The organism is Collinsella sp. CM84Y_54, from assembly GCF_036317945.1.
Taxonomy (GTDB): Bacteria; Actinomycetota; Coriobacteriia; order Coriobacteriales; family Coriobacteriaceae; genus Collinsella.
Genome location: NZ_JAWQCX010000003.1, coordinates 58,597 through 73,012, shown reverse-complemented (window position 1 = coordinate 73,012; position 14,416 = coordinate 58,597). Strand labels below are relative to the sequence as shown.

Annotated in this window: 13 protein-coding genes; 2 read left to right on the top strand and 11 right to left on the bottom strand. The window is 62.8% G+C overall.

Annotation, left to right across the window (positions count from 1 at the left end; translation table 11 throughout):
• Positions 1 to 40: 40 nt before the first annotated feature.
• The 11 genes from V2391_RS05540 to V2391_RS05490 form a co-directional block, all read right to left on the bottom strand.
• Entirely contained in the window at positions 41 to 553 is a 513-nt protein-coding gene (locus V2391_RS05540) for a TadE/TadG family type IV pilus assembly protein (protein ID WP_329738526.1), read from the bottom strand.
• Positions 516 to 734 carry a hypothetical protein gene (locus V2391_RS05535; protein WP_329738525.1) on the bottom strand — a complete coding sequence of 73 codons (219 nt, stop codon included), beginning with the start codon at positions 732 to 734 and terminating at the stop codon, positions 516 to 518. The genes V2391_RS05540 and V2391_RS05535 overlap by 38 nt, the downstream gene beginning before the upstream one ends.
• Before the next feature lies 1 nt (position 735).
• On the bottom strand, positions 736 to 1,299 hold the full coding sequence (locus V2391_RS05530; protein ID WP_329738524.1) for a hypothetical protein: 564 nt from the start codon (positions 1,297 to 1,299) through the stop codon (positions 736 to 738).
• Positions 1,263 to 1,496 carry a Flp family type IVb pilin gene (locus V2391_RS05525; RefSeq protein WP_329738523.1) on the bottom strand — a complete coding sequence of 78 codons (234 nt, stop codon included), beginning with the start codon at positions 1,494 to 1,496 and terminating at the stop codon, positions 1,263 to 1,265. The genes V2391_RS05530 and V2391_RS05525 overlap by 37 nt, the downstream gene beginning before the upstream one ends.
• A 10-nt stretch (positions 1,497 to 1,506) precedes the next feature.
• Entirely contained in the window at positions 1,507 to 2,148 is a 642-nt protein-coding gene (locus V2391_RS05520; RefSeq protein WP_329738522.1) for a type II secretion system F family protein, read from the bottom strand.
• Positions 2,145 to 3,071, bottom strand: coding sequence for a type II secretion system F family protein (locus V2391_RS05515; protein WP_329738521.1), 927 nt, complete (start codon positions 3,069 to 3,071; stop codon positions 2,145 to 2,147). Before V2391_RS05515 ends, V2391_RS05520 begins: the two co-directional genes overlap by 4 nt.
• Positions 3,044 to 4,372 (bottom strand): CpaF family protein, encoded by a 1,329-nt coding sequence (locus V2391_RS05510; RefSeq protein ID WP_329738520.1) that lies wholly within the window; start codon positions 4,370 to 4,372, stop codon positions 3,044 to 3,046. Before V2391_RS05510 ends, V2391_RS05515 begins: the two co-directional genes overlap by 28 nt.
• Positions 4,369 to 6,012 carry an AAA family ATPase gene (locus V2391_RS05505; RefSeq protein ID WP_329738519.1) on the bottom strand — a complete coding sequence of 548 codons (1,644 nt, stop codon included), beginning with the start codon at positions 6,010 to 6,012 and terminating at the stop codon, positions 4,369 to 4,371. Before V2391_RS05505 ends, V2391_RS05510 begins: the two co-directional genes overlap by 4 nt.
• Complete coding sequence (gene cpaB, locus V2391_RS05500; RefSeq protein ID WP_329738518.1) at positions 6,012 to 6,671, bottom strand: Flp pilus assembly protein CpaB; 660 nt, start codon at positions 6,669 to 6,671, stop codon at positions 6,012 to 6,014. The genes V2391_RS05505 and cpaB overlap by 1 nt, the downstream gene beginning before the upstream one ends.
• Before the next feature lie 251 nt (positions 6,672 to 6,922).
• Complete coding sequence (rsgA, locus tag V2391_RS05495) at positions 6,923 to 7,876, bottom strand: ribosome small subunit-dependent GTPase A (protein ID WP_442878001.1); 954 nt, start codon at positions 7,874 to 7,876, stop codon at positions 6,923 to 6,925.
• 475 nt (positions 7,877 to 8,351) lie between these two features.
• The gene (locus V2391_RS05490; RefSeq protein WP_329738517.1) at positions 8,352 to 11,033 is read right to left on the bottom strand and encodes a cation-translocating P-type ATPase; all 2,682 of its coding nucleotides are present in this window, start codon (positions 11,031 to 11,033) and stop codon (positions 8,352 to 8,354) included.
• A gap of 442 nt (positions 11,034 to 11,475) precedes the next feature.
• On the opposite strand from V2391_RS05490, the gene pyk reads away from it, so the two are divergent.
• On the top strand, positions 11,476 to 12,936 hold the full coding sequence (gene pyk, locus V2391_RS05485) for a pyruvate kinase (RefSeq protein WP_099432613.1): 1,461 nt from the start codon (positions 11,476 to 11,478) through the stop codon (positions 12,934 to 12,936).
• Positions 12,937 to 13,690: 754 nt separating this feature from the next.
• Complete coding sequence (locus V2391_RS05480) at positions 13,691 to 14,395, top strand: hypothetical protein (RefSeq protein ID WP_329738516.1); 705 nt, start codon at positions 13,691 to 13,693, stop codon at positions 14,393 to 14,395.
• Positions 14,396 to 14,416: the final 21 nt, after the last annotated feature.

The window sequence follows — 14,416 nt, the reverse complement described above, 5'->3', positions numbered from 1 at the left end:
ACGGCACGCCAACCCCCTCGTCACCTTCAACAGGCAGCGCTTAATCCCATGCAGCAATCCATGAATCATAGTCTCCCTCCAGCCACTCGGGACGCGATTGGTACGAGACGTCGACCTTAAGCTCGACATAACCGTTTTGGCCTGCACTACCCATAGCCTGCGCAAACGCGCCGATCACAGGCAGCGGTTTAACCTCACCGGTAACGGAAACGGACGAGACGCCGCCCGCGCCGGCCCGGCCAAGCTCGATATCCCACGACAGGGGCCCGCCGGCATGAAAAATCGAAACGTCGGGAACCGCGGCAAGACGGCGGCGGGCGAACTCCTTAATATCCTCGTCATTTCCCACCGTCGTCGTGGTCATGAGCCGCGCGGTCTCGGCGGCGGCAGACTCCATGACGGCGCGCGTATAGAGCAGGCACACCGGCTGCAGCGCCAACAGGACGAGCGTCAGAAACGTCGGCAGCAGGAACGCCGCCTCGACCGTAGACTGCGCCCGGTCCTCGCGCGCGGCATCAATACAGCACGATGTCCTCAGCGCCCGCAGCGGCATCGATAACCGATGTCGAGGCGACGCCGTGAGATGCCGCCCGCTCGACCAGCGCCGCCAAGCGCCCATCGGCACCGGCACGCCAAAGCCCAGCGATCGCCAGCACGATGGAAAGCAGCGCCACCGTGACGATGGCGTATTCGACCGTCCCCTGGGCAGATTCCTCACACAGGACGTCATGCATTTCACAGTCCCTCCTTTGAGTTCGTTGTCTGCGGGGTCAGGCGGACCACGCGCAGGCGACACGAAGTATCACCAGCATCCGCGGCAACCGTCACCATATCGACCCAGCCGCGTCCGTCGCGCACGATGACGCCCCACACGTTGCCCTTGATGTCGAGATAGCCGCTCAGAGCAAGTTGCGCCGTGGGCACTTCGCGATAGGCGCGCAATATATCCGCCGCCGCTTCGGTCATCGGTCGGTACTCGGACCATGCGAGACGAACAGCGACGGCATTGTTTGCAGATGAACCCGTTGCAGCACCCGCTCGCTCGTCGAGTGCTTGCAAGAACGTTTGCGTCGTGACGGCGGCACTCGCATCGTCCGCGTCTCGCGCATCATCTTTTTGAGATGCCACAGCCGAACCCGAGCCCGCATCCGCGGCAACCCCTAAACGTTGTTGCCGCGCCGTGTTAAGCCCCCAAACCGCCACTGCCACCGCCACGACCGCACAGGCGAGCACCAGCAACGCGCCGACGGGACGGGCACCCTCTACAGGCTGTTGATGCCCTCGCTGATAGCGCTCCATAGATCTTGGACCTTGCCCTTAAATGCGACGATGGCAATGATGGCGATCACCACGAGCACACCGACCAGGATGGCGTACTCGGTGGTGCCCTGCGCGCTCTCCTCCCGCAGCAGTTCCTCGGCACGCTGGCGAGCGCGAATTGACTGGCAAAACGCCCAGCTCCAGACCTTGCCAGCAACGTCAGTCATCGTATTCATGTATTCCTCCCTACATCATCCCGCCTGCTCCCAGCAGCGGGCCCAATATGGACAGAAGCAACGCCGGCAAGATGAGCGTGCCGGTAGGAATCAGCAGCTTGACCGGCGCGCGCTCGATCTCGCGCTCGACCGCGGCGCGATGGGCCGCGCGAATCTCACAACTTTGAGCCGCCAGCGTCTCGGCAAGCGGGGCACCGAGGGCAAGCGCCTGCCCCGCTGTGATGGCAAAGGTCTCGAGCGCCCGCACATCCAGGTCGCGCGCGGCCACCAGGAGCTCGTCCTCGCGCGTCCCCACGCCCACCTGCCACGCCATGCAGGCTTGCTCAAGGCGGAGCGCCAACGTCGATTGGCGATTGGCGCAAAAAACCTCAAGCGCCGCATCGAACGAAAGGCCAGCCGAAAGCCCCAGACGCACCACGTCGATCATCTCGGACACCTCGCCAAGCGACACCTGCGCCGTACCACCCGTGCCGAGCATGCCCTTCAACCGTGCTACCAGGGCATCGGTTACCGAGCGAGCAGCCGCAACAACCAGCAGCGCCTCGTGTTTGCAGGCCTGGGCGATCTTGTGTGCGTCTGCACGATTGAGCCCCGTCACGATAAACACGCTGAGCGCGCACAGGCACGCCGCGACCCCGACCAGGGCGCTCATAGCTCCACCCGCATAATGCGTCGGATGACCACCAGCGCGGCGGCGTTGAGGGCAAGGCCCAGCACCACGGCACCGGCACCCGCCGGCGTTGCAAGGCCGCGGCGAAAGTCGGCCGAAAGCAGCGCCAGCACCGCACACATGCCCGCCGGCATCGCCGAGACCATGTGTGCCGACATGCGAGCCTGCGATGTCTTGACGTCCAAGCGGCGTTTGAGCTCAATGCGCTCCCCCACCATACTCGACGCCTCGGATAACAGGTCGGCAAGCGGGGCACCGGTTCGCTGCGACACCTTGAGCGCCAAAGTGACAAGCGAAAGGCCGGGGGCATCGATACGGTCGAGTAGGTCATCCAGCGCATCAGTCGCCGAGACGCCGCAGTCGATCGCCGCCGCCACGCGCAAAAACTCGGTATGCACCGGCTCTTGCGCGTGAGTTCCCACAAACCTCATGCCCTGGGCCAGCGAATGACCCGAGGCGAGCGACATGGAGAGTGCCGTAAAGGCCTCGGGCATGGCTTCTTCCACATCGTGTTGCTCGCGGCGACGGTCGTAGGTGTCGCGAGCGGCGCCTACGCCAAACGGCGCGAACAGCCCCAGAACAAAGCCGATAGGCGACAGCGATACGACAGTCAGGGCAATGCCGCAGACGCCACTCGACAGCAGCAAGAATGCCAGTCGCGCCTCATCATCCTCGATGACAAGGCCAAGGCGATGTGCTGGAACCAGCGCAGCCCAGGAGCGGGCGATCTTTTTTAGCAGGTCGTTATCTACCAGCCCGCGCGGCAGCTTCTCGGCAACCGATTCAAACGCATGGCTGACCAGCTCCGCTGGCGGCACGCGCGGCGCACGAGGCTCCGCCCCACACGCCACCGCGGCAGAAAACCCTGTCAACCCCCCTACGACGAGGGGCACAACGATCTCCATTCGTCCACCTCCTCTTGCGTGAGCGTTCCCGAGCGCAGGCCCTCTGCGATAAACGGAGGCTCGCGATCGAGCGTCCAGGCGCGCGTGGCGGCATCGAACGTCACGTAGCGCTCAAGCTCCACGCCGCCCGACGCGCCGCGTCGCACCCCCGAATAGGAGGACACGAAACGCCTGCCGTCCGCATGGCGCTCGGACATCACGATGCCGTCGAGCGCCATGGCAATCTGCTCCTCGATAAGCTCGCTCGGCAGGTCGATGCCATAGCGCGCAAGCAGCGTCAAACGCACCACGGTCTCCTGCTCGGTGCCCGCATGAAGCGTGGTGAGCGATCCGTCGTGCCCGGTATTCATGGCCTGCAACATGTCGCAACATTCCGCACCGCGCACCTCGCCCACCACAATACGGTCGGGACGCATACGCAGGGCGTTGGTCACCAGGTCGCGGATTGTCACCGCGCCCTCGCCCTCAATTGAAGCCTCGCGCGCCTCCAGGCGAACCACATGCGGGTGATGCGCAAACTTGAGCTCGGCGGAGTCCTCGATCGTCACGATGCGCTCGCCGGTGGATATCTCGCACGATAGCGCGTTGAGCAGCGTGGTCTTGCCCGACCCCGTGCCACCTGCAACCGCCAAATCCTGGCGCAGCGATACCGCGCACGACAGCAGCTGTGCATACCAAAGCGGTAGCGACCCCAGGCTCACAAGCTCGTCCAGCGAACAGATGCGGTCCGAGAACTTGCGGATGGTGAGGATCGGCCCATCGATCGCCACAGGCGGGATCACCGCGTTGACGCGATAGCCCGTCTTGAGGCGTGCGTTGACGATGGGGCTGCGCTCGTCGATGCGCCTGCCCAGCGGCGAGATGATGCGGTCGATGAGCACGCGGATTTGCTCGTCATCCTCAAACGCATGCTCGATGGGATATAAGACGCCGCCGCGCTCAAAGAAAGCCGATCGGCAGCCGTTGACCATGATCTCGGTGACGGTGTCGTCCTCGATGAGCGGCTGCAGTGGGCCCAGGCCCACCACGTCGTCCAGGATCTCATCGATGATGGTCTCGCGCTCGGGCGTCGCCAGGTCGGTCGGCTCCTCCACGTTGAGCGCCGCCTCCACCGCAGGACGCAATTCCGAGCGGGCGCGCACCGGATCGATGTATGCGCTGATACGCGCCACCTCGTCATAGCCCATGCGGTCCATCACGGCGCGTTTGGTGCGGCGCTTGACGGCACGGTGGCGCCCCGCGTCAACAGGCACTGCCGCCGCGGCCGCGCCGGCCGCCCTAATCCTTGCTTGCAAACTCATCGCGAATCACCCTCGCGCGACCAGGGAAGACGGATACGCGGGCGCTCGGTGCGCGTCGCGCGGTCGGTGACCATATCACTCCAGGGACCGACGGCGCAGCCCAGCTCCACGAGCATCTCGCGCGTGGCTTCGCGCACGCTGGTGGCAAAAGCGCTGGTCTGGCCCACTGCCTCGTCAGCACGTCCGAATGCCATGAGCGCCGCCAAGTCCTGCCCGCCGTCGGCGATGCGGATCTTGGAGCTCAACGCACAGGTAATCTCAAAGCGCATGGCGACATCCTCGTCGGCACCGCGCGCGCCAAACCGGTTGAATACGGCGCTCATGCGCGTACGCGGCACGCCCACACGGCTCGCCAGTTCGATAACGCGTGCCGCGGACGTCGCAGACGACACCGACGGATCGCCCACGACCAGGCAGCGGTCGCTTGCCGCCACCGCGGCCGCCACGGCGTCACCCCAAAAGACCGAGGTGTCGACAAGAACCACGTCGGATTCGCGACGCAAGACGTTGAGCAGCAGCTCCACCGGACGTGCCATCAGCTCGGCCTGTTCGGGCGCAGCGACCGGACCCCAAAGCGTAACGCCCGGGGCCACGCGCATCGAGGCGGCCACGATGTCCGATTCGGCGAGTGCGCCCGCAGCCGATGGCTCGATAAGCGTCGCCATGTCATGCGGGGCATCGGCACCCAACAGGTCGTAGAGGTTTCCAAACATCAGGTCCAAGTCGAGCACGGCGGCACGCAGGCCCAGCAGCGACGCCGCGTGCGCCATGGCGGCGACGATCATCGACTTGCCGCAACCGCCCGAACCCGAGACGGCGCAGACAACCGGGGCTCGATGCGACGGAGCGGCGGCATCCGCCGGCGACGTGGGGACAAGCGGCGCTGGCACGGGCTGCAACGTCCCCGTCTCTCCGGCAGCGCTCATATGCTGCGCCCAAGCCGGCATGGCAGGCTGCTCGGCCCGCGGGGCCGAGTCTGAAGACTTCACGGTCGCATCGACACGAACATTGTCGTTTCCGGCAAGCCCCTCAACCTCGTCGAGCTCATCGACCAGGCTCACGCCATGCACGTATCCCATATCTACAGCCAGAAGCTCCTCGCCATACGGCACCGGCTCTCCGACATCATCGTACGCAAGGGGGTCCCGGGGACACCGATCATGCTCGGCTTCCGCTTTTCCACAATCATCAACACGCGGGCCTCTTGTAGCGCGAGGCGCCCCGGGTTCCCTATCAACAAAAGCATCGGGCTCAATCGTCATACACCGGTCGTAACCAACCGTCCCCTCGCCCGCGCGTCCGTTGCCGCAAATGCTGCGCGCAGCGATAACCTCGGTCGCCCCTGCGCGAAACAGCCCCTCGATATCCGAAGGATCGAGCGTCTCTATCAGCACGACCACGCGGCTCACGCGGCCCTCGGCCGTCAGACGCGCGACGGTCTTTCGCACGTCTTCGGCATCGAACAGGGCTGCCGCGATAATCGCCGCCCCGCGACGCGACGGAAACGCCCGCGTCATGGACACCAGCCCATCCAGGTCGCCCACGCGAAGCACCTGCGCGCCCGCATCGCGGCCCTCGACTTCCCGCTGCAGCAATCCGTAATCACCGCACGCGCAGCATGCAAGCCAGATCACCTTCATCACTCGTCGCCTCCGCTCTTTTTGCCGCGCACCGTGGCGGGAATCGTCAAACTGACCGTCCCCTTGCCCGAAGCCCCCAGCAATTCCTTAACGTCTTCGGGGTCGGCCGCCAGCGTCACCCATTCGATCTTGCCTTCGCGCGTGGCACCGGCCACTTCGCTGGTATCGATCACACGCGCGCCGCACAGCCGATCGGTCACGCCGTCCTTTTGCACGTACACGTCCACGTAGCTGCCCACGCCCGTGGCGCCCCCGACCGAATGCTCGGCATCGACCGCTACTGAAACGGCAACCTTGCCTTTGGGCACCTCGAGCGTGTGGGTTTCGGCCTTGGTGTAGACATCACAAATCACGGCATTTTTAGGGATGCGCGAGGTCGTCACGTCGCCGCGCACCTGGCGCAGCTCGGTCGCCGCATCGCGCGGCAGCAGGCTCGCCAGCCATTCCTGGGTTATGACATTGGTCTCGTCGAGGGTCTCGCCCGCATCGATATCGCGCGCCGCGACGCACACCTCAACGCGATCGCCGCCGTACTTGGCCAGCGTCTCGGCCTGGGCCTGTTCGGCCTGCGAGCGAATCGATGACGCGTAGACCATGCAGAGCAGCGCTGCGAGCACGCCCGCGATCAGACTGATGGCGATGCGCTTGCTCTTGTTCACGGCCGCTCCTCTCAAGGTAGCACCGGGCAGATGCCCGTACCACCATTGTCCGAGCGGACAAGCAACAAAACGACGCGATCGCGATCTTGGTTTTGTGTGTCAAACCAAATGCCGACCAAAAGCTGACCGGCCCGTCAAGCTCGTGGCAAGGTTTTGGTCAGCACGTCAGTAAAACGCATATTTCGAGGCGCTTTGACAGCAAAAAGCCGCCTCCCGAACAGTTGGGAGACGGCTGTCATAGATAGATTTAATTACAGATGAACGTCAGGATCGAGCATCTGAGCACTCACACGCATGGATGACGCCAGGTTTTGGAACGTCTCCAGGCGCAGGCTGTCGATCCGCCCGGCGTCCTCGGCCTCGCGAACGGCGCAGCCCGGCTCGTGGGTATGCGTGCAGTCGCCAAACCGGCACGCACGCGACGCCTCGACGATCTCGGGAAACGCACGCGCCAAGCCCCGCTCATGCCCCACGAGCGGCAAACTGCGCAGTCCCGGCGCGTCAGCAATAACGCCGGCTTCGCCCGGCAGCACCACCATCACGCGCGCGACCGTGGTGTGGCGACCCTGGTCATCGCGCTCACGCACACCGCCGGTAGCCAACGTATCGTGGCCCAACAGCGCGTTGAGCAGCGTCGACTTGCCGGCACCCGATTCACCCAGGATCATGGCGCAGCTCCCGGCGGGCACGCAGGCGCGCACCTCATCCAAACCACGGCCCTCGGCAGAGGATGTCACGATTACGCGCACGTCCGGACCCACCAAGCGGTGCACGCGGTCCAGATCGCGCTCGAGCTCATCTGGCTCGCAGCGGTCGGCCTTGGTGAGTACCACCACCGGCTCGGCATCGCAGTCGAGCGCCAACACCAGCGAGCGCGCCACGCGGTCGAGCAGCACCTCACCGGCGCCGAGCGCCTGCACGATCAGCACGCTATCCACGTTGGAGCAAAGCACCTGACGCTCGCCGCGAGCGCGTCCGCGCCAACGCTCAAAACTCGTGCGGCGCGGCAGCACGCACTCGATCACGCCCATGTCGTGCCCGGGAGCACGACGAACCGCCACGCGGTCGCCCACGGCGGGCAGCAGAACCTCATCCTCGCCACGCGATTTGGCAAACCCCACGGCATGCTCGGCACGAAAGGTGTCGTCGGCAGTCGCCACCAACGGAAACCCGCGATCCAGGCGCACCACGGCACCAAGTTGCATCTGCTCGGGCTCCTCGGCCTGGGCGCAAAAGTCGTCAAATGCCGCTTGCTGAGCATCATCGATCGGCAGGTCATCGAACGCCGGAACATCCTGTAGCGCGTCGAGTCCCGGCACGCTTGCCAGCAGCTCCTCGGCAGACGCGGGGGCCTCGGTCGCAAGCTTCCGACGACGATCACGCTTAGCCCGCGCCCCCGTCGTCTTTTTCTTCGCCTTAGCCTTAGCCTTGCCCACAAGCGCCTCCCAGCACCACAAATCACAACTGAGCAGGTATTTTACCCACAAAAAAGAGCCGGTCGAGCAAACGCTCGACCGGCTCACATACTTTCCCTCAGCCCTTTATCATCCGCACGGGAGAAAAGCCAACAAGGATACCGCAGGGCCCGCCCCGGAAGCCCTTTCTCCCGAACGATCCCGCAGCGCGAAGCGCGAGGACCAGTGAGGGAGAAAGGGCGTGGGGCGGGCCCGGACAGGTACGTTACTCTTTCTCCACAGCGCGCATGATCGCCTTGTAGATCTCCATCAGCGGAATAATCAGGAAGGCAAGGCCCAGCGCGGCGACAACGCCCTTGAGTTCAAGCGTCACGGGACCAAAGAACATCTCGGCAAGCGTCGGCTGCACGGTAACGATCACCGTCAGCACCAGCGCCAGCGCGGCAGAGGCCCACAGCCACTTGTTCTGCTTCTTCATGCTAAACAGCGACGCACGACGGCTGCGCATATTGAAGCAGTGGAAGATCTCGACCATGTTGAGCGTGATGAAGGCCATCATCACGCCTTCCTCGTCGGCATTGCCGGCGATCATATCGGCGATGTGGATGTAGCCCATGTCAAAGTACACGCCCACAAAGAAGCTCGCCAGCACCAGCACGGTGATGATCAGGCCCTGGACCACGCAGTCCAGGCCCATGTTACCGGCAAAGACGCCGTCTTTGGCGTTGCGCGGCTTGCGCTTCATGATGTCGCCCTCGGCGTCCTCCATACCCAGCGCGAGCGCGGGGAAGCAGTCGGTAACCAGGTTCACCCACAGCAGCTGCACCGGCTGGAAGATGGTAAAGCCGATGAGCGTGGCGATAAACACCGAGAACACCTCGGCAAGGTTGGCCGAAAGCAGGAACTGGATGACCTTGCGGATGTTGTCGTAGATGCGACGGCCCTCTTCGCAGGCACCGATGATGGTGGCGAAGTTATCGTCGGCGAGCACCATATCGGCGACGTTCTTGGTGACGTCGGTGCCGGTAATGCCCATGCCCACGCCGATATCGGCGCGCTTGATGGACGGGGCGTCGTTGACGCCGTCGCCCGTCATGGCCACGATCTGGTCGCGCGACTTCCAAGCCTCGACGATGCGGGTCTTGTGCTCGGGCTGGACGCGGGCGTACACGCCGTAGTCCTCGATGTGTGCGTCGAGCTCCTCGTCGCTCATGCGATCGAGGTCGGCACCGGTGATGGCATGGCTGCGATCGGTGACGATTCCCAGCTGCTTGGCAATGGCAACGGCGGTGTCGATATGGTCGCCCGTGATCATGACGGTGCGAATACCGGCGTCGTGGGCCTCGCGGATGGCGTCGGCGACCTCGGGGCGGACAGGGTCGATCATGCCAGACAGGCCGCAGAAGACCAGGTCGTGCTCGAGCGCAGCGGGGCTGCAGTCGCTCGGGACCTCGGTGTAGGTGCGGCTTGCCAGCGCCAGAACGCGCAGGGCCTCGTCGGCCATGGCCTTGTTGGCGGCCACGAGCTCGGCGCGACGCTCCTCGGTCAGGGGGACGACCTTTTCGCCCTCGTAGATATGGGTGCACAGGCCAATCACCACGTCGGGTGCGCCCTTGGTGTACTGCTCGTACTCGCCATCCAGGGTCTCGACGACCACGGACATCATCTTACGGCCCGAGTCAAACGGGGCCTCGCCCACGCGCGGATGCTCGGCAGTCAGGCCAGTGAGGCCCGCCTTGCCGGCATCGTTGACGAGCGCGCACTCGGTCGGCTCGCCCACGGCCTCGCCCAGCTCCTCGTCCCACTGGGCATCGGAGCAAAGGGCCATACCGGCCAGGAACTTCTCCTTAGGCGCGGCGAGCTCGTGCTTGACGACGGTCATCTTGTTTTGGGTAAGGGTGCCGGTCTTGTCGGAGCAAATAGTCTGCGTGCAGCCGAGCGTCTCGACGGCAGAGAGCTTGCGGATAATCGCCTGGCGCTTGGCCATCTTGGTCACGCCAAGCGACAGCACGATGGTCACGACGGCGACCAGGCCCTCGGGGATGGCGGCGACGGCGAGCGAAACGGCGACCATAAAGGTGTCGAGCAAGGCAGTCGGATCGGTAAGGACGTTGCCCACGCCGTGGCGGAGGATATCGACGCCAAAGATCACGACGCAGATGACGATCACCATAATGGTGAGGATGCGGCTGAGCTCGGCAAGCTTCACCTGCAGCGGCGTAAGCTCTTCCTTGGCCTCGGCCAGGGCACCGGCAATCTTGCCCATCTCGGTATCCATGCCGGTGCCGACCACGACGGCGCGGCCACGGCCGTACACAACGGTGGAACCCATGTAGCACATGTTCTTGCGATCGCCGAGCGGCACGTCATCGGTGCCCGCGGCAAGCTCGATCACGTTGGCGTGCTTCTCTACGGGCACGGACTCGCCGGTGAGTGCGGCCTCTTCGATCTTCATCGTGGCGCTCTCGAGGACGCGGCAGTCGGCCGGGACGGAGTCGCCCGCCTCGAGCATGATCACGTCGCCGGGCACGAGCTCGGCGCTCGGCAGGTGCACGAGCTTGCCGTCGCGCAGTACCTTGGACTGCGCCGCGCTCATCTCCTGCAGGGCCTCGAGGGCCTCCTCGCTCTTGGCTTCCTGGACCACGCCCAGCACCGAGTTGACGATAACGACGAACATGATGATGACGACATCGGCAAAGTCGGGCTCGCCCTTGACCATGCCCGTGAGCGCGCTGATGACGGCGGCAACGATCAGCATGATGACCATGGGGTCGGCCATCTGCTCAAAGAAACGCTTCCACAGCGGCGTCTTCTCGGCTTCCTCGAGCTTGTTAAGGCCTGTCTTGGCGAGGCGCGACGACGCCTCGTCGTTGCTCAGGCCAAGGTGCTCATCGACACCTTGGTCGCTGAGCACCTCCGCCGCAGCGGACAGGTATTCCTTTTGCATATAGAGTCCCCTCCTGGGATTCGGGCCACTCAGCAGATTGATGCCCGATCATAATTCCCAGGAGAAGGGCAAGGGCTCATCAAGGCTGCCGTGCTGAGCGGCAGTTGATAGTGGAGCTATGGTACCCCAAAGCAACGCGTCTAGCCAAAACAATCCATTTGGAAATACGGTCCATAAGCAACGGTGCAGACCGTGTGATGCTCAACATTGATAAAACGTTTTTTCTTCGGCGCATCATCGAACTAAAATATCGCCCAGATAGCAGCGGTTAGAACGGTTGGTAAAGTTTTTGCATATACCGTTTTTCCGCAAAAAAATGAACTTCTAATTCGGCATACGGTCGATTTTTTGGGGTATTCGGTCGTCATTTCGTTATAATCATTTCAGTTTTATTTCTTATGGTTTATCTATCAGCGCAAGACGATGTCAGATGGAGGTCTGAATGTACAAGCGCACTAAGATTGTATGCACCATGGGTCCCGCCTGCGATAGCGACGAGACCATCCGCGAGATGATCAAGGCGGGCATGAACGTCGCCCGTTTTAACTTCTCGCACGGCTCCTACGACGAGCACCACGGTCGCATCGAGCGCGTCCGCCGTATTTCCAAGGAGCTCGGCATGCCCGTCGGCATCCTGCTCGACACCAAGGGCCCCGAGGTCCGCACCGGCCTTTTGGTCGATGGCAAGAAGGTTGCCGTCAAGACCGGCGACAAGATCGTCGTCACCGCTCAGCCCACGTCCGAGGATTTCCACGGCACCGCTGAGCACATCTCCCTCGACTACCTGGCTCTGCCCTCCGAGGTCGAGAAGGGCTCCCTCATCCTGATCGATGACGGCCTGGTTGCCCTCGAGGTCGAGTCCGTCGACGGCCAGGACATGACCTGCGTCGTCAAGAACGACGGCCTGATCGGCGAGCGCAAGGGCGTCAACATGCCCAACGTCAACATCTCGCTGCCCGCCATCACCGAGCGCGATCGTCAGGACATCCTCTTTGGCCTGACCGAGAACATCGACTACATCGCCGCTTCCTTCATCCGCGACGGCGAGTCCGTCCGCGGTATCCGCGAGCTTTGCCGCGAGAACGGTGGCGAGCACGTGACGATCTTCCCGAAGATCGAGTGCGCCCTGGGCGTCGAGAACTTCGATGAGATCCTCGAGGCATCCGACGGCATCATGGTCGCCCGTGGCGACCTGGGCATCGAGATCAAGCCCGAGCTCGTTCCCCACATCCAGAAGGAGATCATCGCCAAGTGCAACGCGGCCTACAAGCCCGTCATCACCGCTACGCAGATGCTCGACTCCATGCAGCAGAACCCGCGCCCGACGCGCGCCGAGGTTGCCGACGTTGCTAACGCCATCTACGACGGCACCGACGCCGTTATGCTGTCCGGCGAGTCCGCTGCCGGTAAGTACCCGGTCGAGGCCGTCAAGATGCAGGCCAGCATTGCTCTCGAGACCGAGAAGTACCTCCCGGCTCACGCTCCGCTCGAGGTTCCGGCCGACGCCCACGGCACCCGCGTCGTCAACAACGTTGTGGGTATGTCCGCTGTGAACATGGCCACCACCGTTGGCGCCAAGTGCATCACCGTGCCGACGACCACCGGTCGCACCGCTCGCCTGATCTCGCACTTCCGTCCCAACATGCCGATCTGCGCGTTCTCCCGCCACGAGTGGGCCGTCCAGCAGATGATTATGTACTGGGGCGTTATCCCGCACCAGGCCGAGATCACCCAGGGCACCGTCAACGGCACGATCGTCAAGGCGATCGAGACCGCTAAGGAGCTCGGCTACGTTGAGGCCGGCGATCTGACCGTCGCCACCGCCGGCGATCCCCGCATGAGCGTCCAGCTCGAGGACAAGGTCTCCTCGACCAACGTCGCTTACGTCGCTCAGGTGCGCTAAATCGCACTTGCAAGCACACTTGCATTGCAAAGGGCCCGGAAGGCTTTGCCTTCCGGGCCCTTTTTCTGTGCCAATGCCGGCGCACGGCAAAACACGCACTCATTTCTTTACCAAAAGTGCGAAATCCACTCTTCGAGGCTCAAAGAATAAAGTCCCAAGCGCTAAAAATGTTCGCCCGGTGGCAAACCCACACCTCACGCAGGGCTGATAAATCGTTTTAGCAAGGTCCAAATCGACCGCGTTTTCGGAAGTGCGGGGAAAAAATCGCTCACCCCCGAGCACAAGCCCTTTTATTTCGACAAAACCCCTGATAAAGTTGGCTCAAATACCGCTTGTGCTTAGCCTGTTTCTCTTTTCCCCGCACTTCCGAAACCGATAGCTTTTCTAGCCCAAACAACGCTCAAACGATCGGATTGCTATGTCATTTCTTGCCTGCGGACCCACGGCTTTTCAGTACTATCGCATCCCGCCCCAGATACTGGGACTCTATCCGGCAATCCTGCCGCCCAACCATGACCATCGCTTGGTGCATTACTCAAAACAACCAGTATTTAAAGACTTGCTTGGCACACCAGTTTGGAGATTCGTGAGCGAAAGAAAACAGCGCGCGAACGGAAAGCTATTTCATAGCCGTCTGCTGACCCAAGAGCCACCTCCTGGATCATTTAGACAGACTGAGCATGGGTTTGATGTCACATCGCCCGAGTTCACGCTGCTCAACCTCGCTACACAGGTCTCACGCAACCAGCTGCTCATGGCATGCTATGAAATGTGCAGCTCCTTCGCAGTGTTTAAGCCCTGCAAACGTGCACAACAACAGCTTGATGAAGCAATATCGCTTAAGCTCATCCCGCCCGACTGCGGTTGGGAACGCGTTGTCGACACCAAGGGCAACAACACCAACCTTTGGAAGCACCCACCACTCCTCAGCGCGGCGAATATCGCCACGTTCGCTAAACAGGCCGCAGGCCTACGCGGCATCAAGCAACTCCGTTGGGCCGCCGAACGCATGACGGGACAGACCGCCTCACCCTTCGAAGTCCAGACCTCCATGCTCGTCTCGCTCCCCCGCGACGAAGGCGGCCTGGGCATCGATATCGCCAACAATGTGCGCATCCCGCTCAGCGACGCCGCACGTTCGCTGTATGACAAAACCTGCTGTTACGCCGATATCCTCATCGAAAGCGCCACCGACAGCATGGGCGTCATTCTGGAATGCCAAGGCCGCTCCGCCCACGGCAGCGAAGCCGCGAGTCTCTCCGATGCCGAGCGCGCCACCGCACTTACAAGCATGGGCTACGATGTCATCCAAATTACCTATGGCCAGATTAAGGATAAGAAGAGCTTCGACCACATAGCCGAGCTCATCCATAAAAAGGCTGGGCTTACCTACGTCCCAAAGACTAAACAGGAGCGCACTGCCGAAGATGTCCTTCGGCAAGAGCTACTTGTCGATTGAGTTGAGCTATTCACTGCCGGG

Coding starts and splice junctions, on each gene's coding strand:
- pyk (WP_099432613.1), top strand. CDS start 11,476: ATGTACAAGCGCACTAAGATTGTATGCACCATGGGTCCCGCCTGCGAT.
- V2391_RS05540 (WP_329738526.1), bottom strand. CDS start 553: ATGCCGCTGCGGGCGCTGAGGACATCGTGCTGTATTGATGCCGCGCGC.
- V2391_RS05510 (WP_329738520.1), bottom strand. CDS start 4,372: ATGAGTTTGCAAGCAAGGATTAGGGCGGCCGGCGCGGCCGCGGCGGCA.
- V2391_RS05525 (WP_329738523.1), bottom strand. CDS start 1,496: ATGAATACGATGACTGACGTTGCTGGCAAGGTCTGGAGCTGGGCGTTT.
- V2391_RS05535 (WP_329738525.1), bottom strand. CDS start 734: ATGCATGACGTCCTGTGTGAGGAATCTGCCCAGGGGACGGTCGAATAC.
- V2391_RS05530 (WP_329738524.1), bottom strand. CDS start 1,299: ATGGAGCGCTATCAGCGAGGGCATCAACAGCCTGTAGAGGGTGCCCGT.
- V2391_RS05520 (WP_329738522.1), bottom strand. CDS start 2,148: ATGAGCGCCCTGGTCGGGGTCGCGGCGTGCCTGTGCGCGCTCAGCGTG.
- V2391_RS05490 (WP_329738517.1), bottom strand. CDS start 11,033: ATGCAAAAGGAATACCTGTCCGCTGCGGCGGAGGTGCTCAGCGACCAA.
- V2391_RS05480 (WP_329738516.1), top strand. CDS start 13,691: ATGGCATGCTATGAAATGTGCAGCTCCTTCGCAGTGTTTAAGCCCTGC.
- rsgA (WP_442878001.1), bottom strand. CDS start 7,876: ATGCAACTTGGTGCCGTGGTGCGCCTGGATCGCGGGTTTCCGTTGGTG.
- V2391_RS05515 (WP_329738521.1), bottom strand. CDS start 3,071: ATGGAGATCGTTGTGCCCCTCGTCGTAGGGGGGTTGACAGGGTTTTCT.
- V2391_RS05505 (WP_329738519.1), bottom strand. CDS start 6,012: ATGAAGGTGATCTGGCTTGCATGCTGCGCGTGCGGTGATTACGGATTG.